We start from the raw sequence: 17,921 nt of genomic DNA, 5'->3' as shown, positions 1-17,921 counted from the left end.
GCAAAATGGAAATTTATTTAGTCGGCGGTGCTGTACGCGATCAACTGCTCAATCTCCCTGTTAAAGACAAAGATTGGGTAGTGATTGGTGCAACCCCCGAAGAGCTACTGCAACAAGGCTATATTCAAGTCGGGAAAGATTTCCCCGTCTTCCTTGATCCGAAAAAGAAAGAAGAATATGCGCTAGCACGCACGGAAAAAAAAACAGGTGTAGGATACACGGGATTTATTTGTGATTTCAGCCCAGAAATAACTCTCGAGCAAGATTTAATCCGCCGAGATCTGACGATTAATGCCATTGCCCAAGACAGCCAAGGCAATTTGCACGATCCTTATGGTGGTGTCAATGATTTGAATCATCGCCTACTCCGTCATATTTCCCCAGCGTTTGCAGAAGACCCTTTACGGGTGTTAAGAGTGGCGCGTTTTGCCGCACGTTACCATTATTTAGGCTTTCAAATTGCGCCTGAAACCATTCAATTAATGAAAGAAATCACGCTCTCTGGTGAACTTTCTCATCTCACCACAGAGCGCGTATGGCTAGAAACAGAAAAAGCCTTACAAACCCAAAATCCTGAAATTTATTTTGAGATTTTGAGAAAAATCAACGCATTAGCGGTGCTTTTCCCTGAGCTAAATGCCCTTTACGGTGTGCCAAACCCAGTGCAACATCACCCCGAAGTGGATAGTTTTATCCATACAATGATGGTATTGCACCAAGCAAGCTTACTGACGACAAAGAGCAACAAGCAACAAAAAAGTGCGGTACGTTTTGCCGCAATTTGCCACGATCTAGGCAAAGCCCTCACCCCCAAAGATATGCTTCCTCGTCATATTGGACACGAACACAACGGAATAATACCAACCCGAAACCTGTGTAATCGCTTAAAAGTCCCCAGCTACATCAAAGAACTAGCTTGTCTTGTGTGCGAAACCCATACCAATATTCACCGTGCATTTGACTTACGCCCAGCCACTATTGTTAGATTATTCAATAAGTTAGATGTATGGCGTAAAGCAGAACGTTTTGAACAACTGCTACTTGTTTGTAAAGCAGATGCAAAAGGTCGCAAGGGCTTTGAACAGGTGGATTACCCACAAGCGGATTTCCTACTTAAACTGTATCAAGCAGCGCTTCAGGTTGATGTACAACAGGTGATTAGAGATGGATTTGAAAAAGAAAAAATCCGTGAAGAATTAAACAAACGCCGCCAAAAAGCCATTGAGCAAGCCAAAAAAGGCTATCATTCCAGCCTTTAAACAATCATACTTTTCTTTCTTACTACTTTTTCCGTTGTAGTGAAAAAATCCTTATTGCCGCTCTATAACTCTCTTATTTTCTTTATAAAATTTTTTCTAAAATTTTCACGCAATCGCTTGCATTTTTTTTTTTTTAGAATACGGAAGATTTATTCAAAATTTACTGAAAACTCACCATCATTGCTATTGCGATAAAGCATTATTCTAGGATGTTTTTTAGCTTACTTTTGAATAAAGCATAGCTCACCTCTATGAGGTTGATTTTTTACTTTATGTATATTTCCTATTTCACGCGTAAACGTCTATTCATTCTTATAGTAGTGAGTTTGGCTGTACGAGGCTCGTACAGGTTTAATTTATAACAATTAAGGATCAGTTATGAGAAAATCAATCAAATTTTCTTTCATTGCATTATGTATCAGTAATGCTATTGCAGTAAATGGTGCTTTTGCTACCGAAAGCAATACCGCGACCGCCCCCCTTTCTAAACAGCAATTTCTCACGGAAATTAATAAATTAAATAACGAAATTGCAGCTAAAGAAAAAGCAACGGAGGGGTTAAACCAACAAATCAACACATTGCAAAGTCAAATCACACAAGCGAAACAAGATTTGGCGAGACAACGCAGTGAGCGTGATACATTAAATAATAGCTTGCAAGCAAGCAATAGCGAAAAAGCAAAACTAGAAGCAAAAATTCAGTCATTGAATACACAACTTGCGGATTTAAAAAAGAATACCGATCCGAATATCGCGAATTTAATTAAACAAAAAGACAGTGCTGAAGCGCAGTTACAACAGGTCAAGGCGGAAGTACAAAATAAAACAGCACAATTAAATAAGCTGAATGAACAAATTAAGCAATCGACCGCAACCGTAGCGCAATTCAAAACGAAAATCAAACCATTAGAAACGCAATTAAGCGGTCTTAACACTCAACTTAAGCAACAACAAAATAAACTGAATCAAATTACCGCAGAACGTAAAACCGTTGCGGATAAAATTGCCCAATATAATAAAGACAGAGAATGGGTGAAAAAATATGAACTAGATAGCGATGGGGTTAGATGGCGTGATATTCATTTTGGTACTTCTAGTGCCCCACACTCAACTTCACGATGGGGGAGTGCAAGTACAGAGCTGTATTATCCAGGTTTGTCACAGGGTTTTATCCGAGTAATACATTCGCACGAAGAATCAATTAGGAACACTCAGGGGGAAACGATCAAAATCTCTCAATCGCCCCCTACCTTACCGCTATCACAATATAAACCTGATCCAACCAAAATTAATGAAGTTCTAATTAGCTCTGAAATTCCTGAAAATAAAGGTAAAGCCGTAGGTAAAGTTTTCTTTGTTAATCAACATTATTCATCTTATGTTGCTTGGCAACCAATAGATACTAATAGACAAGTTCTTTCTCTCAAGCCTCTTTTTGGTGATGAATATACGACTTATATTACTCATGACGGTTATCAAACTGTAGTAAGCAAAGCAACAGAAATTCAAGAACAAGCTCAGCAGCGTTATGATGCGGTAAAAGCAAAAAAAACTGAGATTACCTATCGCGGACAAATGATTAATGTAGGTGGAAAATCTGGTGATATTACCCTCACGGCTGATTTAAATAACAATGCCATCAATGGCAAAATCACGAATCGCACGGTTAATCCCGCGCAAGATTCCCAAGATTTGTTATTAAAAAATGGTGTCATTTCTGTAGATAGCATGGGAATTCATTTTTATGGTGAAGAAGGAAGAGCAATAGTTCCCACCAAGAATAACCCTAACAATTTAGCACTTCGTGATGCAAATTTTTATGGAACCTTTGCAGGTAAAAATATGGAAGAAGTTGTAGGTAGAATAAAAGGCTTACCAAATGAATCTGATTCTGTATTTGGTGGGACACAGGTAACAAAATAATTAAGGAATTCATATATGAAACAAAAACGATTTTTTCAATTAAGCAGCATTGCATTAGCTTGTGCTACGTTAATGGCTTGTGGCTCTTCTCATTCTGATGATACTTCAAGTAATACAGGCACATCTCATAATGATTCAGACAATACCATTCAATTGCAACAACAATTAGCCAATGCTAAAGCTAAATTACAACAAGCACAAAGCGAGCTTGCGAATAAACAACAATCTCTAGCGAGCTATCAACAATCCTTGCAAAAAACCACGAGTGAATTAAACAGTGCAAAACAGCAATTAGCTACGGTAAACACAACGCTTACCACCGTTATCACACAAGTGAATAAACAAAAAGCAGAGGTAAGCCGTTTAACCTCTCAAGTGAATGAACTCACGCAATTGCAAAAATTAGGCAACAGTGCGGAAGTGCAACAAAAGCTTGCTCAAGCTAAACAAAATTTAGCAAACGCCAATGCCACATTACAAACCACACAAAGCCAATATACGCTTGCTCAAAAGCAGGCTGAGAGTTTAACTAAAAATGTGTCTACCTTAGAAAAAGCCCAACAGGCGTTAACCACTCAAGTTAAACAGAAACAAACTGAGTTAGAACAGCTAAAGGCTAGCATAAGTAGTAGTGAAATTGCTCTTAAAAAAGAAAAAGCACAGCTAGATAACCTGAGTAAAGATGAGACCAAAATAGTTGAAGCTAGACGGGAAGAAAACTATTGGGGAGACAAACATAAATGGAGAAGTATAAAAATATATGGTGGTTCTATAATTGGCTCAGCTTACGGCAAAAATGACTATTCCAATAGTAGAGATGTCAAAACTGATGTTCTGGTATCGGATAGCCATGTTGATTCCGTCGAGTTAGAGATTGACTTTTCAAAAAATGAAATTAATTCACAAAAAATTCAATCAAAATCGCTAACGGCACAAACTTGTGCTTCAGCATCTGAGTGCCATTTAGCGTTTGAACGAACTATTGGTCAAGCTCGTTTTGTCAATCAATCCTACTCTACTTATTTTAGCATCTATACAGATAGGTATAGTGATGGTGAGTTCGGTTATAGTAAAGATGATAAATATACTCCAAATAAGAATCACGGAGTGGGATATGTTTATAGGGAATTACCACAAGATAACCGTGTATGGCAACGTCCATCTGGGCAAGAGGAAGTAACCTACCGTGGCAAAGTACTAGGCTATTGGCGACAAGATCAAGGGAATGGTCAGTATAAACCTCATTTAGCACAAGGGGATCTCACTTTAACCGCGAACTTTGCGGATAAAACGGTTTCAGGGAAAGTGACGAACCGGACTAATTATGAAAATAATCAAGATATTGTGTTAATTAAAACACCTATAATCGATACTGATAGTGCTCGGTGGGGCTATACTGATCATCAAATAGGCTTTTCTGGAGAAATCCAATATGGCCATTATGATGTTAATCGTCCTTCTGATGGTGAGTATGAAGGGATCTTTGTTGGCCCTAATGCCGAAGAAGTGGTTGGTGAAATTAAAGATTCTGATGTTACTAATAGACAAATTTTTGGTGGCACCTCCAAATAGCCTTTTTCCCCTGCTAAGTTCGCCTTAGCAGGGCTTTCTTTTAGCTTTATTGAGAAGACATTATGCCTAATCGATTAAAAATACTTACTCAATTTCCCCTTTCTTCTTTATGTTTAGGGCTATTTTCTTTTAGCGTTGTACAAAATAGCCTGGCAGCCCCAGCAGCAATGCCAACAAATACGGCACTGGAAATAAAAAATGAACCGAAAGAGACGCTTAATGTAGCACAACCTGATTTTAATACTGTGCCCAAAGCCCCTCAATCAGCGTCTGAAACAACGCCAGATAACAGCACTGAACTTTCAGATGAAGACTTACAACAACATCCTGAACTGGCTCGTAAATTATTAAACTATGTGATCGATACTCATCGCTGGGATTTATTGCCTGATTTGCTCACGATTTATAAAAAAACGGTCGATCCCGATCCTATTCTCATTGATTATGCTCAAGCAATGCTGTACCGAATAGAAGGCAATTTAACTGATGCTATTCGTTTATACCGTCATATTATTGCGGAAAATCCTAGCTTCTCCCCCGTTCGTTTTGCACTCGCTCAAACATTATTTGAGGATTACCAAAGCGAAGCGGCTGAAGATCAATTTAACAAATTGCGTGCAAGTCCTGATCTCCCACCTGAAATAATGCTTATTTCTGATCAGTATTTAGCGGCAATTAAACGCCAATCAGCTTGGTCATTTAGTGCTTCATTATCTTATTTACAAGATAACAACGTTAATAATGCTGCGAAAGACAAAGTCGTCTATATCGGTAATACCCCTTTCCAAAAAAGTGAAGATTCATTGCCTCAATCCGCTCACGGATTACAATATGGGGTAAATTTCAGTAAAAAAATGAATTTAATTGGTCGACATTCACTTTATTTAGAAAATAATCTATATGGTAAAAGCTATTGGGATAATCACGACTATGATGATATTTTGAATCGCACAACCGTGGGGTATCAATATCAAGATATCAATAATCGATTTGCTATTTTACCTTTCTACACTTATCGTTGGTTCGGTGGTAAAAAATATAGCCGTAATTATGGGCTGCGTTTTGAGTATGAGCGTTGGTTATCGCCAAAATGGCAAACAAGCTCTGCAATAGAATTGAGCAAAACAAGGTATAAAACCAATGATGGTGCTAACAGTAATAACCAACTTTATTCCACTACTTTGCTGCATTTATTTAATGCCAAAACCTATTTCTATGGTGGTTTAGATTATCAACGTGAAAAAGCACAAAATAAAATGTTCTCCTCTGATCGCTTAGGTTTCCGTTTAGGCTGGGGACAAGAATGGAAATGGGGCATTTCAACCCGTTTGCAATTTGGGATAGAACAACGTACTTTCAAAGAAAAGAATTTATTCTTTAATAAAATTCGTAAAGATAAAGAATACAATGGTGTCATTACTTTATGGAATCGTGAATGGCATCTATGGGGTATTACACCAAAACTTAATTTTAGTTGGACAAAAGTGAATAGTAATCTCCCCGCACTTTATAGTTACCATAAAAACCGTGTATTCTTAAATTTTGAAAAAACATTCTAAAAGGTCTTTTTCCCTTTGTTTCGATGATGGCATACCTGCCATCATCTTTTCTCCACAAATATTCGTTGCCAAGATCCTATTTCATTTATTGTTTAAAATAGAATGAGGTAATGTAACGTGGTATGATTTCAATCATAGAACATAATATCTCAATCGATTTTTATTTTATGCGATTCTCTTTACTCAAAAACAAATACAATGCCCTGTTACGCAAACTGTTCATTCATCCCAAAATGCGTAATGGATTGAAAAATAAAGGAATGACGGTAATAGCCAGTAATTGTAACGGTGCATTTATTTTGCACGATTTAGCACAACCGTTTAATTCGCCTTTTGTAAATTTATATCTTGAACCCAAAGATTTTATTCGCTATTTACAGCGTATTGAACATTATCAGCAACAAACCTTGCAATTTGTGACACAATCACCTTACCCGATTGCTTATTTAGATGATGTAAAAATTCACTTTATGCATTATGCGAATGCACAGCAAGCCCAAGAAAAATGGCAACAGCGCTCACAACGGATTGATCTTAAAAATCTTTTTATTATTATGACCGATCGTGATGGCTGCACAGAACAAGATCTCAACGCCTTTGATGCCCTGCCTTATCCAAACAAAGTGGTATTTACACATAAACCTTACCCAGCAATTCCTTCCGCTTTTTACATCCAAGGCTTTGAACAACGAGATTGTGTGGGCGATCTTTTTGCTTATTCAGGTTGGAGTGGTAAACGCTATTATGATCAGTTTGATTATCTCGCTTGGTTTAACCAAAACAAAAACGAGAAACGTTCATCACATTAGGATAAAAATAAAGTGCGGTAAAATTTTGTTAAATTTTTTACCGCACTTTTTAACTGAACTCTTACAACGCAATTTCGTCAAGGCTACGTCCAAAACTTGGGATAAACACTTGAATAAAATATGTCATTTCTTCACTGTGCCATTCCGCCATTAATGCTTCTAACCGTACTTTCGCGGAAGAGAATTCTTGATTACCTTGTTCCAATTCAAACTTCGCTTTGATGTAAGCACAAAGTAAATCGGCTTGTTTTACAATGTGTTTTTCTTCAGCAGAAAATTGTTCGCTATGTAAATAAGGCGCAAAATCAGGTTGCAATTCTTCAGGGAGTAAACTCAATAAATGAAATTCTGCGGCACTTTCAATTTGTTTATAGGCTTGGGTAATGCTGTCATTAAAATATTTAATTGGCGTGGGCAAATCGCCAGTAAAAATTTCTGCACTGTCGTGATACATTGCCAATACGGCAATGCGTTCAGGATTTAGCTGACCTGCATAAAATTTATTTTTGATGATAGCCAACATATGTGCCACAAACGCCACTTGTAGGCTATGTTCTGCTAAATTCTCTTTTTCAATATTACGCATTAAAGACCAACGCTGAATGAGCTTTAAGCGATCCAAACAGGCAAAGAAGTGGCTCGGTTGTAAGCGTTCAAAGGACATTTAGTTCTCCGTATATTCTTCAATGGTAACCGGCAAAGTCATCACTTTGCCAAGACGAGAAATCACCATATTCACGGTGGTGTTTGGTCTGGTATTACTAATCACATTCATCATTTGTGCCGGTGATTCTGCTTTTATATCGCCAAATTGCAGCATAATATCCCCCGCTTGTAAACCGGCTTTGGCAGCAGGGCTGTTTTCTTTCACATTCGTGATTTCAATGCCTTTGCTGCTCGTTTCATCACTAAGCAACACGTCAGTCTGAATACCAAGAAAACCGCGGATCACACGTCCATCACGGATAATTTTTTTCATTACGTCATTGGCAAGATCAATGGGAATGGCAAAATTCAACCCTTCCGCAATTTCATTAGCATTTTTACCAATGCTTAATGTGCTAATGCCCACCAATTCACCAAGGGAATTAATCAATGCGCCACCTGAATTACCGCGATTAATGGACGCATCAGTTTGGATAAAATTTTGTCGCCCAATGTAATCACCTACCGCATTGCGCCCCAACGCACTGATAATGCCTTGCGATACGCTTTGCCCTAAGTTATAAGGGTTACCAATGGCAAGCACCACATCACCTACGTGCAATTTACGCTTGGTATTAGGAATAGTGGGTAAATTATCTGCGCGGATTTTTAGTACCGCTAAATCGGTAAGATTGTCTGAGCCGATCAAACTGGCTTCAAAAATTCGCCCATTTTGCATTGCCACCACGATTTGATCGGCATTTTGAATAACGTGTTTATTGGTGAGAATATGCCCGTCTTTCACCATTATCACGCCCGAGCCAAGATTGGTAATCTGTGGCTGTCCACTCATCGAAGTAAAAGATTGACTGTACACATTCACGACCGCAGGCGAGGCAACCCTAACCGCATCTTTAAAAGAAAGGATCGCTTTTTGAAACAAAGGCTGATCTTGCTTTAGGAAAGGGCTAATTAACAAAATTGCGCCAGCGGCAAGTAAACCGATGACAATCGATTGGATAAGCTTTCTTAACATTCTTATTCTCTTCGTATTCGTTATATGATTTGCTTGTTTCTTTACTTTCACTTAATTTTTTGGATGATAAATTAATTTTAAATCTTCACCAATTGGCGTTGCCGATTGTAATTGCCATTGTGGCGCATCAGCTAATTTTTGGAGATGCGGTAATTGACAAAGACCTTTCCCTTTATCGCCCAATAATTTAGGTGCAAGATAAATAATCAGCTCGTCCACCAATTTTGCTTCAATCAAGGCACCGGCTAATTGTGCGCCCGCTTCAACCCATAAGGTATTAATTTGTTGTTCTGCTAACTGAGTTAAAAGTGCGGTGAAAAAATCCGCCTTTTTTTCAATATGTATTGCCTGACAGAAATCGGGCATACCTTGCATATCTCTTACCGTTGAACTGACTAACCAAACAGGCGTAGGTTGTTGAAATAACTGATATTCTGGCGTAACTCGATGCTGGCTATCTAAAATAACCCGCACGGGCTGGCGAAGTTCGCTATCAGGATATTGTTGTTGAACCGCTAAAGGAAGTTGCTCCCAACGTACATTTAACATCGGATTATCCATTAATACCGTTTGACTTGTGGAAAGAATGGCACTTGCTGCTGCCCGATATTGCTGCACATCTTGACGTGCCAGTGCACCGGTGATCCATTTACTTTCGCCACTTGCCATTGCGGTCCGTCCATCAATGCTCATCGCCATTTTCAGTTGTACAAAAGGACGATTGCGACGCATTCTTGTGAGAAAACCTTGATTGAGCAACGCTGCTTGCTCTGCCAATAATCCGACCTCCGTTTGCACGCCAGCTTGTTCAAGCATTTTCAAGCCACGTCCAGCAACTTGCGGATTGGGATCGGTCATTGCGGCAATCACTTTTATTACCCCAGCTTCAATTAATCCTTTGGCGCAAGGTGGCGTGCGACCAAAATGAGAACAAGGCTCAAGGGTAACATAAGCCGTTGCACCACGCGCATTTTCTCCAGCTTCACGCAATGCCATTACTTCGGCGTGTGGTTGCCCTGCTTTAAGGTGGAAGCCTTTACCGATCACCTTGCCTTCTTTAACCAAAACACAACCCACTGAAGGATTTGGCGTGGTAGTAAAACGTCCTTGCTTGGCGAGATCCAACGCCATTTGCATAAATTGCTGATCTTGTTGAGAAAATGATTGCATATTAATCCTTCAGGCTTTCGATTTCTTTGGTAAATTGATCGATGTCATCAAAACTTAAATAAACGGAGGCAAAACGGATATAGGCGACTTTATCCAATTTTTTTAACTCATTCATTGCCAGTTGCCCGACAAAATGGCTTGGCACTTCACGCTCCCCTGTGGCACGCAGTTGATGAATAATGCGATTAATGGATTTTTCCACATCATCAGAACTTACTGGACGTTTCTCTAAGGCGTGCAGAATACCACGACGGAGTTTTTCTTCATCAAAAGGTTCGCGCGATTGATCACTTTTAATAATTTTTGGGATCACGAGTTCAATAATTTCAAAGGTGGTAAAACGTTCGTGACAATGCCCACATTCACGGCGGCGGCGAACCTGAAAGCCATCGGAGACCAACCGACTATCGATCACTTTCGTTTCTTCTGTTGAACAAAAAGGACAACGCATAAATTCTTTCAATCCCCTTTTTAAATGGTATTTCCCATTTTAATGGCTAAAACAGCATAAAATTTTTGTTATAAAGGCTCGAATTGTAGCAAAATTTACCTTTTTTTACGATCTTTATACGGCAAAAAATGATCTTACGCAGGTATTTTATAACTTTTTTTGTTGTCTTATTGCCTTATACACCTTAATTCCCTACTATATTACTCAACTATTTTATCTTTGGAGAAAGACAATGAAAAATGAATTAATTTGCTACAAAAAAATGCCTGTGTGGAACAAAGAAAGTCTGCCAAAAATGTTCCAAGAAAAACATAACACGAAAATTGGCACTTGGGGCAAAATTACCGTGCTACAAGGCAAACTAAAATTTTATGTTTTAACCGAACAAGGGGACGTAGTGAGTGAGCATATTTTCACTGCGCAAGATGACACGCCTTTTGTTGAACCGCAACTATGGCACCGCGTCGAAGCCGCTTCGGATGATCTGGAATGTTATTTAGCATTTTATTGTAAAAAAGAAGATTATTTCAGCAAAAAATATAATATGACCCCAACGCATTCTGAAGTGAAAAATGCGGTGGAAATCATTCCGCCTTGCAAAGTCTTAGATCTTGGTTGCGGACAAGGACGCAACTCGCTCTTTTTAAGTCTGCTTGGCTATGATGTGACTTCTTGGGATCACAACGAAAATAGCCTTGCTTTTCTAACCAGTACGGCGGAAAAAGAAAATCTCAATATTCAGACCGCACTTTATAATATCAATGACGCCAATATTCAGGAAAATTACGATTTTATTCTGTCTACGGTGGTGTTTATGTTCCTTGATCGCAATGCCATTCCTGCGATTATTGAGAATATGCAAAATCACACAAATGCTGGCGGTTATAATCTCATTGTCGCGGCAATGAGTACTGATGATGTGCCTTGCCCAATGCCATTCTCTTTCACTTTCAAAGAAGGTGAACTGAAAAATTATTATCAAAATTGGGAATTGATTAAATATCAAGAAGAAATGGGCGAACTTCACAAAACAGATGAAAATGGCAACCGCATTAAAATGAAATTTGTAACAATGTTGGCAAAGAAAAAATAAACCAACCATAAAAAGAAAAAGCAATAACACCAGAAGTGCGGTGGAAATTTTTGAATTTTTTCACCGCACTTGTTTTCTACCTCATTTTATTTATCCCCATTCTTTTTACTCTCCTTTTATTTTTCTCTTTCTCGCCAAAGGGTAAACAATGCGCTATCTCGCAAATTTTTCCATTGATCATAGGCGATTACCTTACCTTGATCTAACAGCACCACTTGTTGAGCTAAACGTGCTAATTCTTCAAGGCTATGAGTAACATATAAAATAGGAATCGCAATTTCTTGTGCAAGTTTATCTAGATAATCCAATAACTCTAATTTACGTGGCAGATCAAGGGCGGAAAGGGGTTCGTCCATCAGCAAAATTTCAGGTTGGCTGAGCAATGCACGCCCAATCGCAACACGCTGTTTTTCACCGCCTGATAAGGTGATCGGATAGCGTTTGAGCAAATGCTCAATGCCCAAAAGTTGCACAATACGCTCAAACTCTGCGGTATTTTTCTGTTTCATTCCGTAACGTAAATTGCCTATTACCGAATAATGAGGAAATAATCTGCCTTCTTGAAAAACATAGCCCACATTACGATGATTAGGTGGAAGATTAAGCTGTGTTTCTGTATTAACTAAATCTCGCCCATTCAAACGAATATAGCCTTCATCAGGTTGTAACAAACCACTCACTAAATTAATCAGTGTGGTTTTCCCTGAACCAGACAAGCCAAATAATGCGGTAACCCCTTGCGTGGGCAACTGTAAATCTACCGCAAAAGTCATTTTGCCTAATTGTTTGCGTACATTAATTTCTAACATCAGATTGTCCCAAGCGTTTTTGCGTATATTTTGCTAACCATTCCGAAATCAGTAAAGAAATCAAGGCAATTGCAATAGCAATCAAACATAAGCGTGCTGCTGCACTTTCTGCACCCGGTGTTTCAATAAAAGAAAACATTGCAAGAGGAATGGTTTGGGTTACTTTTGGAATATTTGAAACAAAGGTTATGGTTGCCCCAAATTCGCCTAATGAGCGAGCAAAACCAAGCACAATCCCTGCCAATATCCCCGGCAGAGCAAGTGGTAGGGTGATCGTGAAAAATGTTTTCAAGGCAGGTGATCCCAAGGTGCGTGCTGCTTGCTCAAGTTTGAAATCCACATTTTCAATAGCTAGACGAATCGAGCGTACCACTAGTGGGAAAGAGACAATGGCAGAAGCTAATGCGGCGCCATACCAACTAAAGCCAAAGCTAAAATCAAACCATTGCAATAAGTATCGCCCAATAATGCCATTTCGCCCCATTGCGATTAATAATAAATAACCAACCACCACAGGAGGTAAAACTAAAGGCAAATGGATAATGCCATTGAGCAAGGATTTTCCCCAGAAATCTTTGCGCGCCAGCAACCAAGCCACCAAAATTGCGCAAGGCAATCCAGCCAACACTGACACCAATGCCACTTTGACACTTAATGCAATTGCATTCAACTCAGCTGAGGAAAAATGAAAAAAGGCCTGCCAATCCATTTGCATCGTATCCTTTTATTTGACCACGAATCCAGCTTTCAGGAAGATCTTTTTCGCCTCTTCTGATTGCAAATAGGCAAGAAAATCAACACTTTCCTGATTGCTATGCCCAACCACAATTGCCGCAGGATATTCAATCGCCGCGTGAGAATTTTCAGGGAAAACCGCCACCACTTTCACTTTTTGGCTTGCTGTTGCATCTGTGCCATATACAATCCCAAGAGGGGCTTCACCTTGTTCAACTAAGGCTAATGCAGCACGCACATTATTGGCTCTGGCAAGTTTATTTTCAACCACTTGCCATTGATTTAAGCTTGTTAAGGCTTCTTGTGCATATTTCCCAGCAGGAACGTGCGCAGGATCCCCCACTGCCAAATAGCTACCTTTTAATTCACCTTGCCACTGAGCATTTTGCACATCAATCTGCGCTAATCGGCTGTTTTTCGGGGCAATCATAACCAGACTATTCTGCACTAAATTCACGCGACTTTTTGGCTCAATCACATTCTTTTCCGATAAAAAATCCATCCATTTTTGGTTGGCAGAAATAAAAATATCCGCTGGCGCTCCCTGTGAAATTTGTCTCGCCAATACAGAAGAAGAGGCAAAAGAAAAATCAATTTCTTCTTTAGGGTGAGTTGCTAAATACTGCGTTTTCACCTCTTCTAATACATTTGTCATAGAAGCAGCGGCAAAAATAGTCAGCTTCGCTTGCGCAGAAAGTGAAAATAGTGAACAAGCCAATAAAGTTGAACAAAGAAATGTTTTAAGTTTTAGCATTGGGATACTCCTTAGTCACCAATATAAAATAAATTATATAACGATTTGAAAAATAAAAGCTACATAAAAAAGAGAACTTCTCGTAAAATAGTTTTACTTGATTTCAAGGGTGTCAAAATAAACAGGGCTAGCACAAACTCTATTGGGAATTTGAGGGGAATAATGTTAAATAGTGAAGTATTGCTCAGTATAAAATTACAACAACAGCTTTTTGTTGATCCAAAACGAATGCGTTTATTACGTGAAATTGCCGAATCTGGCTCTATCAGCCAAGCAGCAAAAAACGCCAACGTGAGTTATAAAAGTGCTTGGGATCATCTTGAAGCAATGAATAGCCTCAGCCCGATGCCTTTACTAGAACGTAATACAGGTGGAAAAAATGGTGGCGGTACAACACTGACAAATTATGCCAAGCGATTGTTAAAACTCTACGATCTATTGCAAGAAACACAACAAAAAGCCTTTCAAATTCTACAAGATGAACAAATTCCCCTTGATAGTTTACTGACTGCTACGGCGCGTTTTTCTTTGCAAAGTAGCGCCAGAAATCAGTTTTTTGGTACAGTGAAAAGCCTAACACAAGAAGACAATCATTGCGCTGTGGAAATCGAACTTCCCCACTTCGATCAACCTATTATTGCCTTTATCACCGCACAAAGTGCGGTACGTTTACAGCTTCATTTAGGTAAAGAAGTAATGCTAATGATCAAAGCGCCTTGGGTAAAATTATTCGCTAAAAAACCGCAAAAAACCTGTAATATTTTCACCGCACTTTTATCCTATATCAATCATCAAAATCACACTAATGAAGCAATTCTCACCCTAAATGAGCAATTAGAATGCTGTGCTAGCCTTGACGAACATTCCTCTTTTCAACAAGGCGATAAACTCTTTTGCTATATTGATCCTGAACAAATTGTTTTACTCACACTGTACTAGCATTGTGTTAGCTAAATAGCCTATTTAGCTAACTACCCTGCCTCATTTTGAGTTTGCGATTTTCGGTATATTTTTTCAAATTTTGAAATAAGATGGCACGTTATAGGCTTGCTTTATTGCATTGCCTGTAACGTGCCATCTCGTTTCATTCCAAATTTAAACGGCGATAAAATAGGTTTATCAAAGAATAAGTTAAAATTTAACGCTGATACTATTTCAATTCAATCGTTAACTCATAGCTAGAAGTCTTACCTTTATAGGAGGCTGCTCGAGGCTGGCCTACTCGTAATTCATATTGCCCTGTTTCTGGTAGCGTATAAGCTTCGCCATAAGAATAATCATCATATCCATATAAGAAAGCATCTACATTCCCTTGGGTAACCAATTTAACAATTAATGTTTGCCCTTTTTTTCCTTCAAAAGGATAACTTTGGAAATCATAGCCAGTAACTTTTCCTTCATAATGTTGAACAAACGCCTGAGTATTTTCAGTCTCTTGTTTAGCTTGAGCTTGTTCAACAACATCTGTTTTTGTTGCAGCGGTATCAGTCTTTGTGGCTTGTTCGCAACCTGATAAACCGACAAGACCTACAGCTAAAAATGCACAGTAAATTTTGTTTAATGTTTTCATCATTTCCTCTCTCGTTAGATAAAAATAGCACACCATAAAAATGGATGGTGTGTCTATTATGTTATCACTTATTTTGTAAAAATAATAAAGTTTCTTTATCTCCATTTACTTTTAGCTATTTTATGTTAGCATTTCCACTTATTTTTCATTAAAAAATAAGGTGTATAAATGCAATCTTTTGAATTTCATAAAATTTCATTATTTTTAATCGCAGCAGCGAGTACAATGCCATCAAATGCGGAGCAAAATGGAGAAAATAGCCAACAATTAGCGCCGATTTTAGTTGAAACCACCATTTCTCCAACCGCGGTACCCGATCATTATTTGCATACGCAACATAAAATCACCGAACAGCAATTAAAGCAGAACTATTCGACAACCATTGGTTCAGTCGTAGATAAAACCTCAGGTGTACAAAGCAGTTCTTTTGGACCAAATGCAAGTCGTCCTATTATTCGAGGATTATCAGGTCAGCGTGTTACTGTTTTACAAAATAATATGCCGATCAATGACTTAGCTATAGTAAGTGGTAATCTTGCAACTTCTGTCGATCCATTGAATGCAAAAGAAATTGAAATCAACAAAGGAAGTGCCAGTATTCTATACGGTGGACGTAGCCTTGGTGGTGCAGTGAATGTATTAGATAATTCAATCCCTAATAAAATTTCGCATCAAAAAATAAGCGGACAAGTAACCCTAAATAAAGGAATTAATGCGCCAAACCAAGGGCTATTTCAGCTCAATCTGAGTAATGATGAACATTGGGCAGGGCATATCAGTGGAAGTATCAGTAAGATTTCTTCTGTAAAAATACCTCATCGAACCAAATCTTCTGTTTGCTATGATAAAAGCTATCTACAATCTCGGACAGATTTACAGCGTCAATGTCAGGTAAGTATTCCTGTATTAACAACAATTAATCCAGCCTATTTCAAATATATTAGTCAATATTATTTAGATAATTATCAAGATACGAGCTTAGGTCTTACTGAAGAAGATAAATATACGAATAACCGTGGTAATGTTTTTGTGCAAAACCCACCAAATCCTTTATATGTACCAAATAGCCCTTACTATGCAGAGAAATTTGGTGAAATGAAAGAATATCGTTCTTATCCGTACGGAAAAATACCGAATAGCCACTCGCAAACACGTACCTTTACGCTTGGTACGAGTTACATTAGTGATTTTGGTTACTCAGGCATTGCTTGGCATTATTATGATGCGGATTATGGCGTACCGGGGTTTGCTTATTTAAATACCCAAACCATAGATGGTTATGCGCCAGTCAATGTGAAAAATAAAACTCATCGCTTAGACTGGCGAACACATTGGAAAACACCATTTACTGGTATCGATGCCATTGATTTACAAGTAAATTATCAACAAGCTAAAGATAATGAATACCTTGGTGATGTACTTTCTAATGGATTTCAGTCAAAAAATTACAGTTATCGCCTCTATGCAAGCCATCAACCTTTATTTGGACGCCTGATCGGCACAATTGGTACTGATTTTTCTCATCAACACGTACAACCAAATGGAGAAGATGCTTATTTGCCTCATTTAACAAGAAAATCTTATAGTGTATATGGTATTGAAACCCTTGATCTTTCTCCATTTATGCTAGAAGCAGGACATCGTATTGAAAAAGTGCGGTATAAATTAGGTGAGAATGTTGCTGGCACTGCAAGAGGGATAGGCGGCTATTATGCGAAAGATCGTGAATTTTATTTGCAAAATAGTCATCTTGCTCTGCAATTTAATCCAACTGACAATAGCTACCTCAGAATTCAACGCACCTTTGCCGAACGCGCCTTAGAAATGAATGAATTATATGCTAATAATAACCACTATGCGTTATTAATCGAAGAAAATGGTGATGCTCGGCTTGCGAAAGAAAAGAGTAAAACGTGGGAATTTTCGATCGGATATAGCACTGATCCTTTCGATATTAGCCTAAACTGGTATCAAACAAAATTCGATCATTTTACTTATTTAGGTTATACCGGTGTCGCACGAAATGGTTTAATGGTAAAAGAATGGCGTCAGACCCCATTTACCTTAACTGGATGGGAATTAGATTTAACTTATACGATGGAAACTGCTCATTTCGGTACTTGGTATTGGCATACTTTTTATGATCAAGTCAAACAGAAACTCCCTCATCGTCTAACTGGGCTAGGAAACTATTTACCTAATTTACCATCATCTCGATTTGGCGCTGATCTGAATATTGAATATGATCGATGGAAAGGATTTATTTCTGCTATTCATTACAAAACACAAAAAAATGTCAGCAATGAAATTGATGAAAAACTTTCCGTTCCTTCTTTCACGCTTGTTGATTTAGGCATCAGCTATACCTATCCTTGGAAACAAACAGAAATTGAGCTTTACCTCAATGTAAATAATATAACGAACAGAGAAGCGCGCTCTAATACGTCATCATTAAAATTTCTCGCTCCATTAGCAGGGAGAAATGCCAGTTTAGGTTTAAATATCAAATTTTAATACTCACAGAAACCACGTCTAA

The 17,921-nt window shown here is 38.4% G+C and carries 15 protein-coding genes and 1 pseudogene; 8 read left to right on the top strand and 8 right to left on the bottom strand.

What is annotated here, in order from left to right; translation table 11 throughout:
* Window positions 1-5: 5 nt before the first annotated feature.
* The 5 genes from L4F92_RS04725 to L4F92_RS04705 all read left to right on the top strand — a co-directional run bounded on the left by L4F92_RS04725 (window position 6) and on the right by L4F92_RS04705 (window position 7,122).
* Window positions 6-1,259 (top strand): multifunctional CCA addition/repair protein, encoded by a 1,254-nt coding sequence (locus tag L4F92_RS04725; protein WP_250364398.1) that lies wholly within the window; start codon window positions 6-8, stop codon window positions 1,257-1,259.
* A 378-nt stretch (window positions 1,260-1,637) separates the two neighbouring features.
* Window positions 1,638-3,182: a zinc ribbon domain-containing protein gene (locus L4F92_RS04720; protein WP_250364397.1), complete on the top strand. Its 1,545-nt coding sequence runs from the start codon at window positions 1,638-1,640 to the stop codon at window positions 3,180-3,182.
* 15 nt (window positions 3,183-3,197) lie between these two features.
* On the top strand, window positions 3,198-4,754 hold the full coding sequence (locus L4F92_RS04715) for a factor H binding protein domain-containing protein (RefSeq protein ID WP_250364396.1): 1,557 nt from the start codon (window positions 3,198-3,200) through the stop codon (window positions 4,752-4,754).
* Window positions 4,755-4,816: 62 nt separating this feature from the next.
* Window positions 4,817-6,313: a surface lipoprotein assembly modifier gene (locus L4F92_RS04710; protein WP_250364395.1), complete on the top strand. Its 1,497-nt coding sequence runs from the start codon at window positions 4,817-4,819 to the stop codon at window positions 6,311-6,313.
* Window positions 6,314-6,480: 167 nt separating this feature from the next.
* On the top strand, window positions 6,481-7,122 hold the full coding sequence (locus tag L4F92_RS04705) for a DUF1919 domain-containing protein (RefSeq protein ID WP_250364552.1): 642 nt from the start codon (window positions 6,481-6,483) through the stop codon (window positions 7,120-7,122).
* 61 nt (window positions 7,123-7,183) lie between these two features.
* Here L4F92_RS04705 and yfbR read toward each other — a convergent pair whose 3' ends face one another.
* The 4 genes from yfbR to nrdR are packed head-to-tail and all read right to left on the bottom strand — an operon-like array spanning window position 7,184 to window position 10,424.
* A complete protein-coding gene (yfbR, locus tag L4F92_RS04700) occupies window positions 7,184-7,786 on the bottom strand; it encodes a 5'-deoxynucleotidase (protein ID WP_250350460.1) in 603 nt (200 codons plus the stop codon).
* A complete protein-coding gene (degS, locus tag L4F92_RS04695; RefSeq protein WP_250364394.1) occupies window positions 7,787-8,803 on the bottom strand; it encodes an outer membrane-stress sensor serine endopeptidase DegS in 1,017 nt (338 codons plus the stop codon).
* Between the two features lie 51 nt (window positions 8,804-8,854).
* Window positions 8,855-9,973, bottom strand: a complete 1,119-nt coding sequence (gene ribD, locus L4F92_RS04690) for a bifunctional diaminohydroxyphosphoribosylaminopyrimidine deaminase/5-amino-6-(5-phosphoribosylamino)uracil reductase RibD (RefSeq protein WP_250364393.1) — start codon at window positions 9,971-9,973, stop codon at window positions 8,855-8,857.
* Window position 9,974: 1 nt separating this feature from the next.
* Window positions 9,975-10,424 (bottom strand): transcriptional regulator NrdR, encoded by a 450-nt coding sequence (nrdR, locus tag L4F92_RS04685; protein WP_250364392.1) that lies wholly within the window; start codon window positions 10,422-10,424, stop codon window positions 9,975-9,977.
* Window positions 10,425-10,656: 232 nt separating this feature from the next.
* Here nrdR and tehB point away from each other — a divergent pair, with 232 nt between their 5' ends.
* Complete coding sequence (gene tehB / locus L4F92_RS04680) at window positions 10,657-11,517, top strand: SAM-dependent methyltransferase TehB (protein ID WP_250364391.1); 861 nt, start codon at window positions 10,657-10,659, stop codon at window positions 11,515-11,517.
* Between the two features lie 131 nt (window positions 11,518-11,648).
* Here tehB and modC read toward each other — a convergent pair.
* The 3 genes and pseudogenes from modC to modA form a co-directional block, all read right to left on the bottom strand.
* Window positions 11,649-12,326 (bottom strand): annotated as a pseudogene (gene modC, locus L4F92_RS04675) (molybdenum ABC transporter ATP-binding protein); the annotation flags it as partial.
* Window positions 12,313-13,035, bottom strand: a complete 723-nt coding sequence (modB, locus tag L4F92_RS04670) for a molybdate ABC transporter permease subunit (RefSeq protein ID WP_442778853.1) — start codon at window positions 13,033-13,035, stop codon at window positions 12,313-12,315. The gene modB and the pseudogene modC, both read right to left, overlap by 14 nt.
* 15 nt (window positions 13,036-13,050) lie before the next feature.
* Window positions 13,051-13,815: a molybdate ABC transporter substrate-binding protein gene (gene modA, locus L4F92_RS04665; RefSeq protein ID WP_250364389.1), complete on the bottom strand. Its 765-nt coding sequence runs from the start codon at window positions 13,813-13,815 to the stop codon at window positions 13,051-13,053.
* A 162-nt stretch (window positions 13,816-13,977) separates the two neighbouring features.
* Between modA and L4F92_RS04660 the strand changes: the two genes are divergently transcribed.
* Complete coding sequence (locus tag L4F92_RS04660; RefSeq protein WP_250364388.1) at window positions 13,978-14,754, top strand: TOBE domain-containing protein; 777 nt, start codon at window positions 13,978-13,980, stop codon at window positions 14,752-14,754.
* A 211-nt stretch (window positions 14,755-14,965) separates the two neighbouring features.
* Here L4F92_RS04660 and L4F92_RS04655 read toward each other — a convergent pair whose 3' ends face one another.
* Window positions 14,966-15,388, bottom strand: coding sequence for a PPC domain-containing protein (locus L4F92_RS04655; RefSeq protein WP_250364387.1), 423 nt, complete (start codon window positions 15,386-15,388; stop codon window positions 14,966-14,968).
* A 165-nt stretch (window positions 15,389-15,553) separates the two neighbouring features.
* On the opposite strand from L4F92_RS04655, the gene L4F92_RS04650 reads away from it, so the two are divergent.
* Complete coding sequence (locus tag L4F92_RS04650; protein WP_250364386.1) at window positions 15,554-17,899, top strand: TonB-dependent receptor; 2,346 nt, start codon at window positions 15,554-15,556, stop codon at window positions 17,897-17,899.
* Window positions 17,900-17,921: the final 22 nt, after the last annotated feature.

Source organism: Avibacterium sp. 21-595 (assembly GCF_023611905.1).
Classification (GTDB): domain Bacteria; phylum Pseudomonadota; class Gammaproteobacteria; order Enterobacterales; family Pasteurellaceae; genus Avibacterium.
Note: the sequence above shows the minus strand (reverse complement) of the source record. Positions and strands in the feature narration are given on the sequence as shown.

Bases quoted from the DNA above. Each gene is read 5' to 3' on its own strand.
- L4F92_RS04710 (WP_250364395.1), top strand. From the start codon at position 4,817: ATGCCTAATCGATTAAAAATACTTACTCAATTTCCCCTTTCTTCTTTA.
- modA (WP_250364389.1), bottom strand. From the start codon at position 13,815: ATGCTAAAACTTAAAACATTTCTTTGTTCAACTTTATTGGCTTGTTCA.
- L4F92_RS04720 (WP_250364397.1), top strand. From the start codon at position 1,638: ATGAGAAAATCAATCAAATTTTCTTTCATTGCATTATGTATCAGTAAT.
- L4F92_RS04660 (WP_250364388.1), top strand. From the start codon at position 13,978: ATGTTAAATAGTGAAGTATTGCTCAGTATAAAATTACAACAACAGCTT.
- L4F92_RS04725 (WP_250364398.1), top strand. From the start codon at position 6: ATGGAAATTTATTTAGTCGGCGGTGCTGTACGCGATCAACTGCTCAAT.
- ribD (WP_250364393.1), bottom strand. From the start codon at position 9,973: ATGCAATCATTTTCTCAACAAGATCAGCAATTTATGCAAATGGCGTTG.
- L4F92_RS04705 (WP_250364552.1), top strand. From the start codon at position 6,481: ATGCGATTCTCTTTACTCAAAAACAAATACAATGCCCTGTTACGCAAA.
- nrdR (WP_250364392.1), bottom strand. From the start codon at position 10,424: ATGCGTTGTCCTTTTTGTTCAACAGAAGAAACGAAAGTGATCGATAGT.
- modB (WP_442778853.1), bottom strand. From the start codon at position 13,035: ATGGATTGGCAGGCCTTTTTTCATTTTTCCTCAGCTGAGTTGAATGCA.
- L4F92_RS04715 (WP_250364396.1), top strand. From the start codon at position 3,198: ATGAAACAAAAACGATTTTTTCAATTAAGCAGCATTGCATTAGCTTGT.
- L4F92_RS04650 (WP_250364386.1), top strand. From the start codon at position 15,554: ATGCAATCTTTTGAATTTCATAAAATTTCATTATTTTTAATCGCAGCA.
- L4F92_RS04655 (WP_250364387.1), bottom strand. From the start codon at position 15,388: ATGATGAAAACATTAAACAAAATTTACTGTGCATTTTTAGCTGTAGGT.
- degS (WP_250364394.1), bottom strand. From the start codon at position 8,803: ATGTTAAGAAAGCTTATCCAATCGATTGTCATCGGTTTACTTGCCGCT.
- yfbR (WP_250350460.1), bottom strand. From the start codon at position 7,786: ATGTCCTTTGAACGCTTACAACCGAGCCACTTCTTTGCCTGTTTGGAT.
- tehB (WP_250364391.1), top strand. From the start codon at position 10,657: ATGAAAAATGAATTAATTTGCTACAAAAAAATGCCTGTGTGGAACAAA.